This is a genomic window from Planosporangium thailandense, from assembly GCF_011947195.1.
In the GTDB taxonomy this organism is placed as follows: domain Bacteria; phylum Actinomycetota; class Actinomycetes; order Mycobacteriales; family Micromonosporaceae; genus Planosporangium; species Planosporangium thailandense.
This window is the reverse complement of record NZ_JAATVY010000010.1, coordinates 22,162-38,530: the sequence shown is the minus strand read 5'-3', so window position 1 is coordinate 38,530 and position 16,369 is coordinate 22,162. Positions and strand designations below refer to the sequence as shown.

At 71.7% G+C, this 16,369-nt stretch carries 16 protein-coding genes; 9 read left to right on the top strand and 7 right to left on the bottom strand.

Annotation, left to right across the window (positions count from 1 at the left end; genetic code table 11):
* Window positions 1–2: 2 nt before the first annotated feature.
* The 4 genes from HC031_RS15820 to HC031_RS15805 all read right to left on the bottom strand — a co-directional run bounded on the left by HC031_RS15820 (window position 3) and on the right by HC031_RS15805 (window position 5,983).
* Complete coding sequence (locus tag HC031_RS15820) at window positions 3–437, bottom strand: VOC family protein (protein ID WP_167926083.1); 435 nt, start codon at window positions 435–437, stop codon at window positions 3–5.
* A gap of 43 nt (window positions 438–480) precedes the next feature.
* Entirely contained in the window at window positions 481–2,406 is a 1,926-nt protein-coding gene (locus HC031_RS15815) for a chloride channel protein (RefSeq protein WP_205862805.1), read from the bottom strand.
* A gap of 103 nt (window positions 2,407–2,509) precedes the next feature.
* A complete protein-coding gene (locus tag HC031_RS15810) occupies window positions 2,510–4,276 on the bottom strand; it encodes an ABC transporter ATP-binding protein (protein WP_167926082.1) in 1,767 nt (588 codons plus the stop codon).
* Window positions 4,277–4,423: 147 nt separating this feature from the next.
* Window positions 4,424–5,983, bottom strand: coding sequence for a glycosyltransferase family 39 protein (locus tag HC031_RS15805; RefSeq protein ID WP_167926081.1), 1,560 nt, complete (start codon window positions 5,981–5,983; stop codon window positions 4,424–4,426).
* Between the two features lie 150 nt (window positions 5,984–6,133).
* Between HC031_RS15805 and HC031_RS15800 the strand changes: the two genes are divergently transcribed.
* Both HC031_RS15800 and HC031_RS15795 read left to right on the top strand, forming a co-directional pair.
* Complete coding sequence (locus HC031_RS15800) at window positions 6,134–6,808, top strand: hypothetical protein (protein ID WP_167926080.1); 675 nt, start codon at window positions 6,134–6,136, stop codon at window positions 6,806–6,808.
* A gap of 34 nt (window positions 6,809–6,842) precedes the next feature.
* Complete coding sequence (locus HC031_RS15795; protein WP_167926079.1) at window positions 6,843–7,313, top strand: hypothetical protein; 471 nt, start codon at window positions 6,843–6,845, stop codon at window positions 7,311–7,313.
* A 145-nt stretch (window positions 7,314–7,458) separates the two neighbouring features.
* On the opposite strand, the gene HC031_RS15790 is transcribed toward HC031_RS15795, so the two are convergent.
* The gene (locus tag HC031_RS15790; protein WP_167926078.1) at window positions 7,459–8,916 is read right to left on the bottom strand and encodes a bifunctional DedA family/phosphatase PAP2 family protein; all 1,458 of its coding nucleotides are present in this window, start codon (window positions 8,914–8,916) and stop codon (window positions 7,459–7,461) included.
* 260 nt (window positions 8,917–9,176) lie between these two features.
* Between HC031_RS15790 and HC031_RS15785 the strand changes: the two genes are divergently transcribed.
* From HC031_RS15785 to HC031_RS15770, 4 genes are all read left to right on the top strand, one after another.
* The gene (locus tag HC031_RS15785; protein ID WP_167926077.1) at window positions 9,177–10,064 is read left to right on the top strand and encodes a sugar isomerase; all 888 of its coding nucleotides are present in this window, start codon (window positions 9,177–9,179) and stop codon (window positions 10,062–10,064) included.
* Between the two features lie 81 nt (window positions 10,065–10,145).
* Window positions 10,146–10,925 carry a phenylalanine--tRNA ligase beta subunit-related protein gene (locus tag HC031_RS15780; RefSeq protein WP_167926076.1) on the top strand — a complete coding sequence of 260 codons (780 nt, stop codon included), beginning with the start codon at window positions 10,146–10,148 and terminating at the stop codon, window positions 10,923–10,925.
* Between the two features lie 12 nt (window positions 10,926–10,937).
* Complete coding sequence (locus tag HC031_RS15775; RefSeq protein ID WP_167926075.1) at window positions 10,938–11,570, top strand: LysE family translocator; 633 nt, start codon at window positions 10,938–10,940, stop codon at window positions 11,568–11,570.
* A gap of 81 nt (window positions 11,571–11,651) precedes the next feature.
* Window positions 11,652–12,920, top strand: coding sequence for a PQQ-dependent sugar dehydrogenase (locus HC031_RS15770; RefSeq protein ID WP_167926074.1), 1,269 nt, complete (start codon window positions 11,652–11,654; stop codon window positions 12,918–12,920).
* Window positions 12,921–13,043: 123 nt separating this feature from the next.
* On the opposite strand, the gene HC031_RS15765 is transcribed toward HC031_RS15770, so the two are convergent.
* Complete coding sequence (locus HC031_RS15765; RefSeq protein WP_167926073.1) at window positions 13,044–13,574, bottom strand: YbhB/YbcL family Raf kinase inhibitor-like protein; 531 nt, start codon at window positions 13,572–13,574, stop codon at window positions 13,044–13,046.
* A 234-nt stretch (window positions 13,575–13,808) separates the two neighbouring features.
* Here HC031_RS15765 and HC031_RS15760 point away from each other — a divergent pair, with 234 nt between their 5' ends.
* From HC031_RS15760 to HC031_RS15750, 3 genes are read left to right on the top strand one after another with little or no spacing between them, the layout of a single operon-like run.
* On the top strand, window positions 13,809–14,024 hold the full coding sequence (locus HC031_RS15760; protein WP_167926072.1) for a hypothetical protein: 216 nt from the start codon (window positions 13,809–13,811) through the stop codon (window positions 14,022–14,024).
* 32 nt (window positions 14,025–14,056) lie between these two features.
* Window positions 14,057–14,425, top strand: a complete 369-nt coding sequence (locus HC031_RS15755) for a S24/S26 family peptidase (protein WP_167926071.1) — start codon at window positions 14,057–14,059, stop codon at window positions 14,423–14,425.
* Window positions 14,422–14,997: a hypothetical protein gene (locus HC031_RS15750; protein WP_167926070.1), complete on the top strand. Its 576-nt coding sequence runs from the start codon at window positions 14,422–14,424 to the stop codon at window positions 14,995–14,997. The genes HC031_RS15755 and HC031_RS15750 overlap by 4 nt, the downstream gene beginning before the upstream one ends.
* Before the next feature lie 21 nt (window positions 14,998–15,018).
* On the opposite strand, the gene HC031_RS15745 is transcribed toward HC031_RS15750, so the two are convergent.
* Window positions 15,019–15,915 carry a formate/nitrite transporter family protein gene (locus HC031_RS15745; RefSeq protein ID WP_167926069.1) on the bottom strand — a complete coding sequence of 299 codons (897 nt, stop codon included), beginning with the start codon at window positions 15,913–15,915 and terminating at the stop codon, window positions 15,019–15,021.
* Window positions 15,916–16,369 lie beyond the last annotated feature (454 nt).

The following is a 16,369-nucleotide window of genomic DNA, read 5'->3' as shown; positions in this document are numbered from 1 at the left end:
CGCTAGGCCGCGCCGAAGTCGGGAATCGTGATCGAACCGTCCCGGCCGAGCGGGAAGCCGGGGTTGTAGGCGATCTCCCAGACGTGGCCGTCCGGATCGGCGAAACAGCCGGCGTAACCGCCGTAGAACGTCACCCGCACGGGCCGGGTTATCCGCGCTCCGGCGTCCGCCGCGGCGGCCAGCACCTCGTCGACCTCGCTCTGCGACCGGACATTGTGGGCCAGGCTGACGCCGCCGAATCCGCCGCTGTCACCGGCTTCGACGCCCGCGTCGGCGGCGAGCTTGTCCCGTCCCCACAGCACGAACCCGATGCCCCCGGTCTGGAAGAACACCGTCTCCTCGACCTCCTGGCCGCGCCAGCCGAGCCGCTCGTAGAAGGTCCGGGCCCGCGCGATGTCGGTGACCCCGAGGGTGACCAGGCTGATACGTTGCTCCACCCCGGCACGGTACCGCACGCGATCACCACTCATCGTGCCGCTGTCAACGGCCCGCGTTCGTGCGCTCCGACGGGCGGCGACCCGGGCCGCGACCGCCCGCACGCGACCGTCTGACGGGGTGGCGCGGGGCGGGCAGCACCCGTTGGCGGTGGCGCTCCTCGGTGAGGTCGTGCAACCGGGCCCGCAGCAGGTGCGGAAGCGATACCAGGCCGGTCGGGCGGTGTGGCGCGGCGCGCTCGACCACCGGAGCGTGGGTGGTGCCGTGCTCGGCGAACAGGTAGGCGACGTGGCGCAGCGTGTCGTCGGGGTGCGCCATCACACCGACCGGGCACATGAGATCGGCGACCGTGCCGGCGCGCTCCCCTGCGACGGCGGGCCGGGTGAGGTCGCCGTGCGTCACGACGCCGACGAGGCCACCGTCGGGCCCGGCGACCGGGTACAGCGGATGGACCTCCTCGGCACGGGACAGGCGTGCCACCACGTCGCCGACGTGGTCCTGGCCGTTGAGAACCGGTACGTTCGTCGCCATCACGTCGTCGACGAAGAACGTCTCGAGCGGGTCGGTGGTGTAGTCCCGCGTCAGGTGCAGGCCGCGACGGGCGATCTTCTCGGTCAGCATCGACCGCTTCAGCATGACCGCGGACAGGGCGTACGCGGTGGTGGACGCCACGAGCAGGGCTGGTGCGGTGGCCCAGGCGTGGGTGAGCTCCAGGGTGAACACCACCCCGGTCAGCGGCGACCGCATGACGCCGCCGACGACCGCGGCCAGGCCGGCCATGGCCCAGAAGCCAGGCGCGACCGTGGGCAGCCACCGGCCCTCCAGCGCCCCGAGCGCACCGCCGATCATGAAGATGGGCGCGAGGACGCCGCCGGAGGTACCCGAGCCCAGCGACAGCGACCACATCAGCGTCTTGACCACGAGGATGCCGATGATCAGTGCCAGCCCGGCACGGCCGGTCAGCAGTTCGTCGATGACGTCGTACCCGACGCCCAGCGCGCGGGGCTCCACCAGGCCACCGAGGCCGATCGCCAGGCCGCCGATCGCGGGCCACCACATCCAGTGGATCGGCAACCGGGCGAACGCGTCCTCGGCGAGGTAGACCAGCGCGGTGGCGGCCACGGCCAACAGGCCTCCGGTCACACCGGACAGTACGCACAACGCGTCCACCCAGCCGGACAGATGGGGCTGGGTCACCGGTACCGGGAAGATGGCGGCGCCGCCCAGCAGCACCCACCGCGCGACGGTTGCGGTGGACACCGAGGCCACGACCGGCACGAAGCTGCGCGGCCGCCACTCGAAAAGCAGCAGTTCGACGGCGAGCAGGACGGCCGCCAGCGGTGAGTTGAAGGTCGCGGCCATCCCGCCGGCCGCACCGGCGACCAGCAGCGTCTTGCGCTCGTCGGCGGACAACCGCAGCGCCTGGGCGAGAATGGATCCGATCGCACCGCCGGTCATGATGATCGGGCCTTCGGCGCCGAACGGTCCGCCGGTGCCGATGCTGATCGCCGCCGAAACCGGCTTGAGGAGCGCCACCCGGGGCGAGACCTTGCTGCCTCCGGTGAGGATCGCCTCGATCGCCTCGGGCATGCCGTGCCCACGGATCTTCTCCGATCCGAACCGGGCCATCATTCCGATCACCAGGCCACCGGCGACCGGCGCGGTCAGGACGAGCAGCGGATCGTGGTGGACCAGGCCCGGGGCGACCAGGCCGGTCGCGGCGCGCCGGTAGAACACCAGGTTCGTGACCAGGCCGATCAGGTGCAGCAGACCCCACGCGGCAAGCGCGGACACCACGCCGACCGGCAGCGCCCAGGCGGTGATGAGGAGCATGCGCGGGGTGACCGCGAAGTCGCCGAGGTGCCGGCCGGCGGGTGACACCTTCGCGCTCATGCCGTCACCGGCCAGGTGACCTGCGCCGGCGTCGGCCGGTACGACGGTTGCCGGGTACCAGTACGATGCATAGAGCAAGTATTTACCAGAGCAATATTTCGTGCAGGCCAGGGCCCGGCAGGTGTCCGGCATCCGGACCCGCGGCCACAGGATTCGCGGCGACGGCGCTCCGCAGCCCTGGTCAGCTGGCCCGTACGCCCTGGAGTCCGGCGTACGCTCCGCCGGCGCGCAGCAGTTCCTCGTGCGTGCCCGCCTCCACGACGCGCCCGTTGTCGAGGACGAGGATGCGGTCCGCGCCGCGGATCGTCGAGAGCCGGTGCGCGACGACGAACGTGGTCCGGCCGCGCATCAGCCGGGACAGCGCGTCCTGCACGAGGGTCTCGGAGCGGGTGTCCAGCGCCGAGGTCGCCTCGTCGAGGATCAGCACGCGCGGGTCGCGGATCAGCGCGCGGGCGATGGCCAGTCGCTGCTTCTGCCCACCCGACAGGCGCGCCCCGCGCTCGCCGACGACCGTGTCCAGCCCGTGGGGCAGCCGCTCGATGAACTCCAGGGCGTGCGCCTGCCGCAGGGCGTCCAGGATGTCCCGCTCGGACGCGGTGTCCAGCCCGTAGGCGACGTTCTCCCGGACCGTGCCGTCGAACAGGATCGACTCCTGCGGCACGATCGAGATGAACCGCCGGTACGAGCGCAGGTCCAGGGTCTGCATGTCGACGCCGTCGAGCAGGATCCGCCCGGCCGACGGGCGCAGGAAGCCGACGACCAGGTTGAGCACGGTCGACTTGCCGGCCCCGGAGGAGCCCACCAGCGCGACCGTCTCGCCGGGCGCCACCGCGAAGGTCAGCTCCTCCACCGCGGTCTGCGCCGCGTCGGGATAGCCGTACGCCACCGCCTGGAACTCGAAGCAACCCCGGACCCGCGTCACCTCGGCCTTGCCGGCGTTGTCCTCGATGTCCGGCGCCCGCAGCACCTCGCCGACCGAGCGCAGCGACTCCAGCCCCTTGCTGATGACCGGTGCGAGGCTCATCAGCGCGGTCATGGAGCCGGTGAGGGTCGCGAAGAACGCGCTGAGCATCACCACGTCGCCGGCGGTGACACCGAACGCGCCGGTGTACGCGATCCAGGCGGCGGTGGCGAGGCACCCGACCCCGAGCGTGTTCAGGGTGATCCAGGACAGCGCGCCGAACCGGCCGTTGAGCAGGTCCAGCCGCAGACCGGCGTGGAGCACCCGGCGCAGCGTCGTATCCACGCGTCTGATGGCGTCCTGCTCCAGCCCGTGGGCGCGCGTGATCGGGATCAGGGCGGTCATCTCGACGACCCGCGACGACAACTGCTCGACCTCGCGCCGGAACGACTCGTTGTTGCTGCGCAGCCGGCCGCGCAGCCGCATCACCAGCACCGCCGCGGCGGGCACCACGATCAGGAACGCGGGCAGAAAGAGCGGTGCGCGCACCGCGATGACGACGAGCCCGCCGCTCAGGCTGGCCAGCGCGGCCAACCCGTTGTCGGCGGACTGCTGCAGCGCCTGCTCGACGGTTTCGACGTCGCGGATCACCTTCGCCTGCAGCGCTCCGGAGCTGACCCGCGCGTGGTAGCCGATCGACAACTCCTGCAGCCGGCGGCACAGGGCGGAGCGCATGGTGGTGCTCATCCGGCGTACCGCACGGCTCACACAGCGCACGTACAGCAGGTGGCCCGGGAAGTTCAGCAACAGCAGGCCGAGCAGCAGCCCGCAGTTGAGCCACAGGCGCACGATCGGCTGGTGCGTGACGACGATGTCGATCACGTTGGCGGTCACCAGCGGCAGCAGCCAGGTCGGGCTGTGCTTGACGAAGAAGGCGACCGTGCCGAGCGCCAGCCGGGCGCGGTCGCCGCGCAGCAGGTACGCGAGGGTACGCAGGGGATGCTCGCCGTGGTAGTGATGGTCATCTGGGCTGGACGGCAGCGCCATGTCTCACTCCTGGCCGGGAGGTCGGACCCTCCGCGATGCTCTCACGCCACCGGCCGGACCGGCGCCCCGTCCGGCGTCCTAACTGGACGTGAATTTCTCGGGGTCGCCGCACCACGTACCGCCGCGGCTCTTCGCGCCGGTCCCTACCTAGCCGGCGCCGAGGGTGGCACCGGGCCGGGTGAACAGGCTCACCGTGACGACGCCGAAGCGTCGGGCCCACGCCAGGACGTACCCGTCGCGCAGCGCGGCCACCTTGGCCCTGTCCTGGGGCGCCCGGTGCCGGGCCATCGTCTGCGGCGGACCGTCGCCGACCACGAAGACGCGCTGGTGGTCGGCCACGGCGCGCCGTACCCGATCGGGCGCAAGCTCGACGCCGCCGATGAGGTCGGCGATGAGCGGACCGTCGCCGGGGGCCAGCGCCACGTCCACCGGACCGCGCCCGTCGTCGAACCCGGACCGGGAGTACTGGTCGTAACCGACCCGCATGGCCGACGGCAGGAAGACGATCGCGTCGCCCGGCCGGCTGCTGTCCTCGATCGCGTCGGTGGCGGCCCGGAAGTCCTCGTACTTGAACGGCTGCGCCTGCTGGTAGACCGTCGTGGCGACGGCGCTCGCGACGGTGAGGGCCAGCAGTGCCGCGGCCGCCCGGTTGTTCAGCCAGACCGCCGCGCCAGCGGCGGCGACCGCCATGGCCGGCACGGCTACCAGCGCGTACCGCGCCACCAGCACCGGGTACCCGAAATCGGCGAGCACCAGCAGCGCCGGTGGCAGTACCGCCCATCCGATCAGGAGCGTGCCCCGGACACCGGCCGGCCACGGACGGCGGCGTGCGCGGAGGGTCGCGACGACGAGCACCGCCAGGGCGGCCAGCGGCACCGCCTCGGCGCCGCCCGCCAGCTTGCCCAGCACGCTGACGACGGCCGCCGGCGTGGGCTTCGGGATCCAGCCCAGCTCACCGGTCTGGTGGGAGCCGATCCAGGCCAGGGGTGCGACCGCGGCGGCGACGGCCGCGCCGGTCACCAGCCAGCGGCGGCGGTCAACGCCGTGCCGCACGACCACGAGCGCGTGGGCCGCCACGACGAGGCCGGCGAACATGTGGGCGTAGATCGCGAGGACGGCGGCGAGGGCGTAGGCGGCCAGGCGGAGCGGGCTCGGGCGGCTCAGGGCGGAGATCAGCGCCCCGCTGGCGACGACGGTCAGGAGGACCGCGATGGTGTACGGGCGGGCGTCGTGGGCGTAGAACACGAACAGCGGGTGGGTCGCCAGCAGCACTCCCGCGATGACCGCTACCCGGGGTCCGCGCCTCGGCCCGAACCAGGACGCCGCGCACGCGGCGGTCACGGTCACCGCCGCCACGGCCGCGACGGCGGTCGGTAACCGCAGCAGCGCCTCCGTCGGGGTCAGCCCGACGGCGGCCAGCAGCATCGTCCACAGGTGGATCGCCGCGTAGTACGCGCCGAGCGGCGCATCCGTGCGGCTGAGCAGGCTCGCCAGCCGGAGTGGTTCCCGGTCGGCGGCCAGCGCGGTCACCGCCTCGTCCCAGGACAGCGGCTGGTAACCCAGCCCCGTCAGGCAGGTCAGCACGGCCACGAACGACGAGATCCCCACCGCCTGCCGGGTCGTGAGCGAGCCCCACCAGCGCGCCACGGCCCGCTTGCTCCTCACCGTGTCAAGCCCCGGGCCGCTCCGCAGGATGATCTGCTCCACGAGCGCCGGACTCTAGCTTGTCGTTCACCCGCTGTACCGCAACTGTGTCCCGAATCGCGCCGGCGGCCGGCTGGAGAATGTGGCCGTGGGGCGAAAGTCGGACGACACCGGGTACCACCCGGACACCGGCACGAGCGGAAGGGAGCGGTGATGGGCGGGCAACGGGTTGGCCTGGGGCTGGCGGCGATCCTGACGGTGCTGCTCAGTGGGTGTACGCCGGCCGTGAACGGCGGTGGGACAGCGGCCCCGCCGCCAGCCTCGGACGTTACCCCGGGGATCATCATCGCGACCGGTCACGGCTGGACCAGCGCCGGCCTGGAAGGCCGGATGCCCGCCCCCGGCACGTGCCACGCCCGGCAGGCGGCGGACGGTGAGCCGCTCCCCGACCCCGCCTGCACGCCCGGCGCGATCGACACCGCGGTCACGGACACGAACATCGACACCACGGTGTGCCGCAAGGGCGGCTACACCTCGACCGTGCGGCCTCCCGTGTCGCTCACCGAGCCGGCCAAGCGCAAACTGCTGGCCGCCTACGGTATTCCGGCCTCCCGCATCCGGGACTACGAACTGGACCACCTGGTCGACCTGGCCGCCGGCGGGGCCAGCGACGTGCGCAACCTGTGGCCCGAGCCGAACACGTTCACGCTCTTCCACCCCGGCACGGCGGTCCACAACGACAAGGACGTCGTGGAGAGCTACACCTTCCACGCCATCTGCCAGCACAAGGTCACCGCGTCCGCGGTCGAGCGCGCGATGGCCACCGACTGGAGCACGGCGGTGGCCAGGCTCGGGCTGCCGCCGATTCCGGCGGACTACCAGAGCTGATGCCCGGAGGCCCGAACCGTGGTAGGCACCTGGGATGGCATCCGGATCGCAGAACGCCGGGGCCGGCGCGGTACCGACCCGGCCGCCGCTGCGGCTGCGGGACGTCCATCCCACGCGCCGCGGCCTCGTGCTGGCCTGGTGGGCATTCACGCTGACCTTCGCCGGCCTGCGGCTGCTCACGTGGTTGATCCACATCCACGTCCGCGGCCTGGGCAACGTCGACGCCGGCGGCGTGCACATCCACCACTATGTCTGGGGCATCCTGCTGCTGATCGCCGTCGCCGCGGCCGGCCTGGTCGAACGCTCACCGTCCTGGCACGCCGCGATGGGCCTGTTCTTCGGCATCGGGCTCGCGCTGGTCGTCGACGAAGCGGCGCTGCTGATCGACCTACGGGACGTGTACTGGCAGACGCAGGGAGCGATCAGCGTGGCCGTCGCACTCATCATTATCGGGGTGTCCGGCAGCGTGCTGGCCCTGCTGCGCTCCCCTCGCCGGGAGGACTGATCACGAGCAACCGTCACCGGTGCCCCGGGTCGCGTCACACGGCCGGGTGTCCCTGCTCGAACCCGCCGTGCGACCTGGTTGTCTGGACGGGTGAATGATCCACGACAGACGCCGGACCGGTCGACCCTCGTCGTCAGGACCGTCCTCATTTTGATCGCGGTGGCGCTTGCGGTGTTTCTCCTCGTGGCGATCTGGCCCCGGTGACCGTGCCGGTGGCGGTCAACCCCGCCTGGTCTCCCACAGTCGGCTGGTGGCGGCCGCGACGGCGCAGCCGGCACGCGATGAGCAGCGACAGCCAGGTCCCGCCGAGGGCGTAGCCGCCGAGCACGTCGGTGGGCCAGTGCGCGCCGAGATAGATCCGGGAGGCCCCGACCAGCAGCACGATGACGACGGCCGCGGTGAACAGCCCGACCCGGGCGCCGCGCGGGCGACCGGTCGCGAGCACGATCGCGAGCATTCCCCAGGTGGCGATGGACGCGGTGGCGTGCCCGGATGGAAAGGCCAGGCCGGTGGCGTGGCCGATCAGCTCGGCGGCGGACGGTCGGGGCCGGTGCACGAGCGGCTTGGCGAGCGTGTAGAGCGCCACCGCGCCGCCGTACGCCACCCACAGCCATCCGACGGCGCGACGGCGCGGTCCGCGCGCCAGCGCCACGGTGGCGACGACGAGCACCTGTACCAGGAGGTAACTGGAGCCGAGCCAGGTGACGTTACCCATGATGAATGTCAACCAGCCGGTCCGGTGCGCGACCACGATGGCGTGCGCGCGCGGATCGATCCGGGTGACGCCGCCGTGGACGATCACGTCCTCGGTGAGACCGGCGAAGGTCCACGCCAACAGCGCCGCCGCGGCGAGGGCCGCGGACAGCGGAAGCCCGTCGGGCGTGGTCGCGTCCAGCCGGCGGCGCAGCCAGGCCACCTGCGCCGGGAACCGGCGCCGCACGAAGGCCGCCGGCGCGGTGGCCGCCAGCCGGTCACCGACCGCGCGGAGCCGGCCGGCGTGCCGGCGGGTCAGGCGCCCCGCCATCTTCAGCGCGAGGCCGATCACGACGAGGGCGAGGATGGCCAGACCGATGCCGCTGGCCCAGCGCTCAGCGCGCCGCCAACTCGCGCCGCCCAGGTAACCGACCATCACCATCGCGCTCGCCCAGACCGCGCCGCCGGCGACGTTGTAGACGACGAACGTGCCGTACGGCATGCCCGCCATCCCCGCCATGCCGGGAATCAACGCCCGCAGCGCGGCGGTGAACCGGCCGAGGAACACGGCCTTGCCGCCGCGCTCGGCCAGGTACCGCTCGGCGCGCTCGCGGTGCTCGCGTTTGACGACGCGCCCCAGCCTGCTCTCCAGCAGCCGCCGTCCGTAGCGGCGGCCCACCCAGTACCCGACCGAGTCGCCGACGATGGCGCCGGACACCGCCGCGGCGAGCACCGCCGGCAGGCTGACCCGGTGCTCGTAGGCGAGTACCCCACCGAGCAGGACCCCGAGCTCGCCGGGGACCACGACGCCGACGAACGCCGACGACTCCAGCATGGGCAACGTGAACACGATCGCGAGCGCGGCCCAGCCGGTCAACCCGAGGATGTGCCGGGCGATGCTCTCCAACATTCCGGGTACTCCGTATCCGAGGTGCGCTCCAACTGGTAGTAGATACCCGCGTGATCAGCCCATGGCCGGGGCCCGGCGGCGGTGCTCAGCTGGCGGCCCGCATGGGCAGCGTCCTCGATATCCTGAAGCCGGCCGCGTCGCCGATCGCGGTTCTCCACCGCGAGAGAGGGAAACATCGTGCACGTCGTGCGCCCCGCGTTATCCGTCCGTTCGCGCGGAGTAGAAGCGTTCCGCCGAGGACGGACGGGTGGTGGCGCCCGGTGAACCGGACCGAGCAGGAGATCCTCAGCCAGCCTGAGGTGTGGGCCCGCGCCTTCGACCTCACCGATCAGGCCCGCGAACTGCTGGTCGCGACCGGAGAGCACGTGCTCGCGATCGGCTGCGGCACCTCCGCGTACATGGCCGCGTCCTACGCCCGGCTGCGGGCGGCCGCGGGCGCCGGCCCGACCGACGCGGCGTACGCGAGCGAGCTTCCACCGGCCCGCCGCTTCGACCGGCTCGTCGCCATCACCCGGTCCGGCACCACCACGGAGATCCTCCAGGCACTGCGCGGTCCGCGCATCGCCGAGCGGACCGTCGGCGTCACCGCCGTCACCGGGGTCGGCCTCGACGGCCTGGTGGATCAGCGACTGGTGCTCGACTTCGCCGACGAGTCCAGCGTCGTGCAGACCCGGTTCCCCACGACGCTGCTCGCCCTGATCCGGGCCGCGCTCGGCGAGGACACCGACGCGATGCTCGCCGCCTGCCGGGAGGCGGTCGCGCAGCCGCTCCCCGTCGACCCTTCGCAGTTCCACCACTTCGTCTTCCTCGGTACCGACTGGACGGTCGGCCTGGCGGACGAGGCAGCGCTGAAGATCCGCGAGGCCGCGCAGGCGTGGTCGGAGTCGTACCCCGCGATGGAGTACCGCCACGGGCCGATCGCGGTCGCGGACAGCCGCTCGCTGGTCTGGATGTTCGGCGAGCCCCCGGCCGGCCTCGTCGACGACGTACGGGCGCGCGGCGCCACGGTCGTCACGTCGCAGCTCGACCCGCTGGCCCACCTCGTGGTGGCGCAGCGGCTCGCCGTCGCCCTGGCGCAGGCGCGCGGCCTCGACCCGGACAACCCGCGCGCGCTGACCCGGTCAGTCATCCTCGATCCGTCCGCGTAGGTCCGGAAACATGATCGTGAAGGATCCGCGGGGTTGTAGCCCCACGGACCCTTCACGATCATGAGCGGGTAGGTTGCGGCGGTGAGATTCCGCATCACGGACGAGATCGTCGAACGGTTCCCGCAGGCCCAGGTCCGGTTCGTGACGACGCGGGGGCTGCACATCGGCACGGACTGGCCGGGCGTGACGGCGGCGCTCCGCGACCTGGAGGAGCGGCTGGTCGCGGGCGAGTGGCGGCCTCTCGGCGAGGCCGATCCGGCCGTCGCCTCCTGGCACGAGGCGTATCGGCTGTTCGGCACCAATCCGCGCCGCTCGCGCTGCAGCCTCGACGCGCTCAGCCGACGCCTGGCCAAGAGCGGGACGCTGCCGCGGGTACACCCGGCCGTCGACGCGTACAACCTGATCTCGGTCAGCTACGGCACGCCGGCCGGCGCGTTCGACCTCGACCGGCTCGACGGCGAGGACCGCGAGGTCGTCATCCGCTTCGCCCGTCCCGGCGACCGGTTCACCCCGCTCGGCCAGCCCGACGACGTCGAGGAGCCCGCAGCGGGCGAGGTCGTCTACGCCGACGGCAACCGCGTCCTGACCCGTCACTGGAACCACCGGGACTGCGACCAGACGAAGGTGACCGGATCCACCACGGCGGCGGTGTTCATGTTGGAGCGGGTGTCAGCCGCGGCCGTGCCCGATGACCGGATGGCGCAGGCCCAGGAGGCCCTCGCCGCGCTGCTGGCGCCGCACGCCGCCACGGTCTCGCTGGCGGTGATGGACGCCGACCGCCGCGTGGTCACGCTCGACGACCACCATCACCGGCGCGCGGGTCAGGTCACCGGCGAGAGCGACAGCGCCGGCGCCGTGTGACATGGTCGAACCATGTCGATCGACGCACACCTGCTGGCGCTGTTCACGGTGACGACTTTCGTCGCGATGGCCGCTCCCGGGCCGGACATGCTGTTCATCCTGGGCTGTGGCATGCGGGGTGGGCCGCGCGCCGGCCTGCTCGCGACGGCCGGGGTGGCAACCAGCGAGGCGATCCACGTCGCGGTCGCAGCCGCCGGACTGGCCGCGCTCTTCACCGCCGTGCCGATCGCGTTCACGGTCGTACGAATCGCCGGCGCGGCTTACCTGATCTACCTTGGCGTCGGGATGATCCGGCACCGCAACGACTCTCCGGACGAGGGCACCGCGGTCGGTGAGAAGATCTCGGGTCGGCGGGCGTACCTGCGCGGCTTGCTGACCAACCTGCTGAACCCGAAGATGGTCACCTTCACGATCGCCTTCCTCCCGCAGTTCATCAACCCGGGCCTGGGCCGGGTCGGGATGCAGTTCGCAGTCCTCGGCGCCATCCTGATCGGGCTCGAGTTTCTCGTCGACGGCGCGGTCGGCGTGCTCGCCGGACGGATCGGAGGATGGCTGCGTCGACGCCGCGCGGCCCGCCGTCGCCTCGACCTCGCCACGGGAGGCCTGTTCATCGGGCTGGGGGTACGGCTGGCCAGCGAACGCTGACCGCCCGCTCTTCGCCGGTCCCACCGGTGTGGACACCGGCACGAGGTGCGCCCGCCGGGTCGGGACGCTAGCGTTCGGTGCGTGCGCGCTGAGCGGGCGCGGCCGCTGGCCCGATCGGCGGCTGGCGCATTCGTCCTGGTGCTGGTGTTGTGCCTGCTGGCTGTCCTGACGTCGTCCTCCCGCAGTTCGCGCTCGCGGCTGCCGGAAAGCGCCAACCCCACCGACTTCTCGCTGGGCCCGGCCGACCGGTCCTCCCCCGGCGACAGTCTGGTGTCGGCCACGACCCTGGTGCGACACCTCGACGTCCCTTGGGGTGTGACCTTCGTACCCGACGGCGGCGCGCTCGTGACCGAACGCCAGAACCTGCGGATTCTCAAGGTCGGACCCCAGCGGAGACCGAACGGTGAGCTCACCGTCAGCACGGTGGCCACGATCACCGAGGCGTACTCCAACAACGAGGGCGGCCTGCTCGGGATCGCCGCCTCGCCGCAATTCGCCCGCGACAACACGGTCTTCATCTTCTACACCACGCGGGACGACAACCGGATCGCCCGGCTCCGGCTGGGCGGGCGGCCCGTGCCGATCCTCACCGGCATCCCCCACGCCGGTGTCCACAATGGTGGCCGGCTCATGTTCGGCCCGGACGGGTACCTCTACGCGACCACCGGCGACGCGTCGCGGGCCGGATTTTCCCAGGACCTCAACGACCTCGGCGGAAAAATTCTGCGGATGACCACCGACGGCAAGCCGCCGCCCGGCAACCCGTTCCCGCACTCGCTGGTCTGGTCGTACGGCCACCGCAACCCGGAGGGGCTGGCCTGGGACGGCGAAGGGCACATGTACGCCGCCGAGATCGGTGAAGCGGTGTGGGACGAGCTGAACGTCATCCTGCCGGGCCGCAACTACGGCTGGCCGGAGGTGGAAGGGATCGGCCTCGAGCCGGGGTACGTCGACCCGATCGTGACGTGGCGGCCGGAGGTGGGCGTCTCGGACGGCGTCGTGATCGTCGGCCGGGTCGCGGTCGTCACCTGCCTGCGCGGCCAGCGCATCTACCTCGTGAGCCTGAACCAGATGGTCACCACGGGTCTCAGCAGCCGGCAGGTCGAGGGCGTGGGCATCGGGACGGCGAGCATCCGCTGGCGGCCCGGCGCCGGCGTCGCAAGCCGCCCCATCGAAGCGCTGACCGGCCGGTACGGGCGGCTCCGAGCGGCCATCAGAGCGCCCGACGGCAGCGTCTGGATCACGACCTCGAACCGGGACGGCCGCAACCACGTCACCCCCGACGACGATCGGATCCTGCGGCTCACCCTGCACCCGGCCAGCACGGGCCCGAGCACGACTCCACACTGACGCTCGACGGCGTACGCAGAGATCCCCGTCATGGCGAAGGACCTCTCCGCGCCGGTCGCCGATTAGCCGCTCCGACAGCGGCGGCCGGGTTCACCCGGCCGCCGCGTCAGCTCCGCACGGGGTTCAGACCTTGTACGTCGGGGTGATGATGGCCCGCGCAAGCGTGTGGAACGCGAGGTTGAAGCTCGCGTACGCGGCCGACGACTCGGGGGTCAGCTCCAGCGCGTCGACGTCCACCGCGTGCACCACGAAGAAGTACCGGTGCGGGCGGTCGCCCTCGGGCGGGTACGGGCCGCCGTAGCCGGTCTCGCTGTAGTCGTTGCGCAGCGAGAACGCGCCACCGGCCGGGTCCTGCCCGCCCGCGCCCTGCGCGAGTTCGGTGACCGAGACCGGCAGGTTGGCCAGGATCCAGTGCCAGAAGCCCGACGGCGTCGGCGCGTCGGGGTCGAAGCAGGTCACCGTGAAGCTGCGAGTCTCGGCCGGGAACCCGGACCAGGACAGCTGCGGCGAGACGTTACGGCCGCCCACGCCGGGATGCGCGAACATCTGCCCCATCTGCTGGCCGTCGGTCACGTCCGTGCTCGTCACCGTGAACGACCCGACGGCCGGCAGAAGCTGATACGGGTCGGGTGCGACCGGTCGGTCCAAGCTCATAAAGCTCTCCCAAACGTTGATCTCGTTACCAACAGCTACTTCATCAGATCCTGTCGTAGTGCGCCACCTCGGCCGCCGGGACGCCGTCAGCGCTGTGCGCACCCCCGGTGATGCCCGTTAGCGCAGGTTGAGCGCATCTTCCGCACTGTCTGTATCCGAATCGCCATGGAACTGCTCAACTTGGGATAGACGTACTCCATTCGCTGACCGCGCAGCCGCTGGGAGGGATGCGGCATGTGGTACACGATCGCGTGGCTCGCCTGGATCGCCGCCTTCGCACTGATCGAAGGCAAGGCACTGGTCAGCAGACAGCCCGGAGCCACCCTCTCCGAACACATCTGGGCCTGGTTTCGGGTGAAGGACTCCCGGCCCACTGCGCTGACCTGGGTCCTGCGCTCCATCCTGCTCGTCTTCCTCGCCTGGTTGACCCTCCACCTGGGGTTCGGCTGACGATCCCCCGAGACGCGCGGCAGAATGCGCACGTGCTCCGACTGCGACTGGCGAACCAACGGGTGATGGCACGGGTGGCCGCCCGACTCGCCGACGGCCACGATGACTGGTTCACCGCGCTCGGCACCTCGATGTCGCCTGCCATCAAGGTCGTGCAGCGGGTCGACCTGCGGCCGGTAGGTCGCGGCGAGCGACTGCTCGGCCAGATCGTGCTGACCCGGGTGACCGGCCGCTTCTGGCTGCACCGCGTCGTCGACGAGGAGCCGGAACGGGTACGCATCGCCGGCGACAACGGCTTCGTCAACGGCTGGACAGCTCGCGGCGAGGTGTACGGCGTGCTGCTGCCGAGCGACCGTCCCCCTGATACGCCTTGCGCAGGCGCTCTACATTCACGCGCATGAACCCGTCACGACTCGCGGCGACCGCGGCGCTGGCCTGCGCGTTCGCACTGACCGGCTGCTCCAACTCCGGTGCCTCCCCGCAGTCCGCCGCGCAGCCCGCCCGATCGGGCGGACCGTCGTCGGCGCACCCGGGCTCCTCCACGACCGCCGCCGACCCGGCCAGACAGGACTGCACGGGCGGGCTGGCCGCCAACGCGCCCGGAGTCGTCCGGATCACCTGCGACGGCTCCGCGACGATCCACGTCCGGGCCGGCGAGGTCACCAAGGACTTCCACGGCGGTGCGTGCCAGTCGGTCGGCGACGTGTGGAGCGCGGCGGCCGGCGTCGTCATCGACTCGACCGGGGCACACGGCACCTACACCGGGCCGCCCGTCGACAGCATCGTCGTCAACAACACCGACACCGCGGGCAAGGGCACCGTCCAGGCGGTGTTGAGCGGCAGGCACTACTACAACCTCGGCGACGCCGCGATGACCGTGGCCCCGGGCGGGAAGAGCGCGCACATCGAGGGTACGAGCCACCCCCTGTCCGACGCTCCCGGCGCGAAAATCACCGTCGACGTGACCTGTTGATCAGCCCTGCCGGCCGGCGGGTCAGCGCGGGCCGGCGGCGTGCGCCCCGGCCTTGCTGCGCACGTCCGACGCCGGCGTGACCTCGATGCCCTCGGGCGTGGTTAGCTGCGGCCGGCCGCGCAGGTACAGGAACCAGTAGAAGCCGGCGACGAACAGTCCGCCGCCCACCGCGTTGCCCACGAAGGCGAAGACCAGGTTGTGCACGACGTCACCGATGCCGATACCCGGCACGTGGGCGAACATCGCCGCCGGAAGGAAGAACATGTTGGCGACGACGTGGTCGAACCCGAGCGCGACGAACGCCATGATCGGAAAGAAGATCGCCAGGATCTTGCCCGCGACGTCCTCGGCGGCGTACGCCATCCAGACGGCGAGACAGACCAGCCAGTTGCAGCCGACCGCGCGCAGGAAGATCTGCAGGCCGGTCTCGGTCACCGCCTTGCCCTTGGCGACCGCGGCCAGCTTGGCGAAGGTGAGCGCGCCCGCGGAGCCGGCCGCGGAGTGCGCGGATCCGATGACGCCGGTCTTCACCGCGAAAAAGTACGCGACCAGCAGCGCCCCAATCAGATTGCCGAAGGTGACGAGCACAAGGCTCATCGCGACCCGCCCGGGAGTCGCCCGGCGCGAGGTGAGCGCCAGCGGCAGGAGCGCCATGTTGCCGGTGACCAGCTCGGAGCCGGCGATGACGACCATGATGAGGCCGGCGGCGAAGACCGCACCGAAGATGAGCGTCGGCAGGTTGCCCCAGGTGTCGGCCTTCAGCCCGGCCGTGACGACGACGCTGAGCATCCCGGCGAAGGCGATGTAGCCGCCGGCGAGGATCGCGCCGGCGACCATGCGGTCGGGAGTGAGGTTTGCCTTGGCGACGCCGGCGTTAACCGCCGCCGTCGCGATCTGGTCGGGTGTCTTGAAGGCCATGGTTCCCCTTGTACGTTCTGGCTGTGCGGCCGAGAGGCGTCCGCGTCGGCCACACTCCAGGCATTCAGGACCTGGTTACCCAGACACGGGCAAAATGGCACATCCACTGATGGATGTGCGCCCTGAGCTGCAGCGGAACGGCCGGACTCGGTCCGGACGCCGTCGGTGGTGCCCTCGGTTCGCCCGGTTCGGCTGACGCTCTCCTCGACCGTGCACACCCGCTCCCGATGCGCACCCGCCCGGTGCGCGTCAGTCGCTGGTGTTGCGGTACTTCTCTGCCGTCGGAAGGGCCGCGGCCCCAGCCTGGCTGGAACGGTGCGGCGCCGCGTGAGGTAACTCGGCAAGCGGACGGGCGGGCCGCGTACCCGAAGGCTGTCCCGGATCGGACAGCCGCCATCCGACGGTGACGGCAAAACGCGATCGACGGCGACCGGGCGGAATGCTAGGTTGCCGA

What these genes read in the sequence shown, in the direction of transcription:
- HC031_RS15745 (WP_167926069.1), bottom strand. Translation starts at nt 15,915, where the DNA reads ATGGCCTTCAAGACACCCGACCAGATCGCGACGGCGGCGGTTAACGCC.
- HC031_RS15810 (WP_167926082.1), bottom strand. Translation starts at nt 4,276, where the DNA reads ATGGCGCTGCCGTCCAGCCCAGATGACCATCACTACCACGGCGAGCAT.
- HC031_RS15760 (WP_167926072.1), top strand. Translation starts at nt 13,809, where the DNA reads ATGTGGTACACGATCGCGTGGCTCGCCTGGATCGCCGCCTTCGCACTG.
- HC031_RS15800 (WP_167926080.1), top strand. Translation starts at nt 6,134, where the DNA reads ATGGGCGGGCAACGGGTTGGCCTGGGGCTGGCGGCGATCCTGACGGTG.
- HC031_RS15795 (WP_167926079.1), top strand. Translation starts at nt 6,843, where the DNA reads ATGGCATCCGGATCGCAGAACGCCGGGGCCGGCGCGGTACCGACCCGG.
- HC031_RS15765 (WP_167926073.1), bottom strand. Translation starts at nt 13,574, where the DNA reads ATGAGCTTGGACCGACCGGTCGCACCCGACCCGTATCAGCTTCTGCCG.
- HC031_RS15750 (WP_167926070.1), top strand. Translation starts at nt 14,422, where the DNA reads ATGAACCCGTCACGACTCGCGGCGACCGCGGCGCTGGCCTGCGCGTTC.
- HC031_RS15790 (WP_167926078.1), bottom strand. Translation starts at nt 8,916, where the DNA reads ATGTTGGAGAGCATCGCCCGGCACATCCTCGGGTTGACCGGCTGGGCC.
- HC031_RS15775 (WP_167926075.1), top strand. Translation starts at nt 10,938, where the DNA reads ATGTCGATCGACGCACACCTGCTGGCGCTGTTCACGGTGACGACTTTC.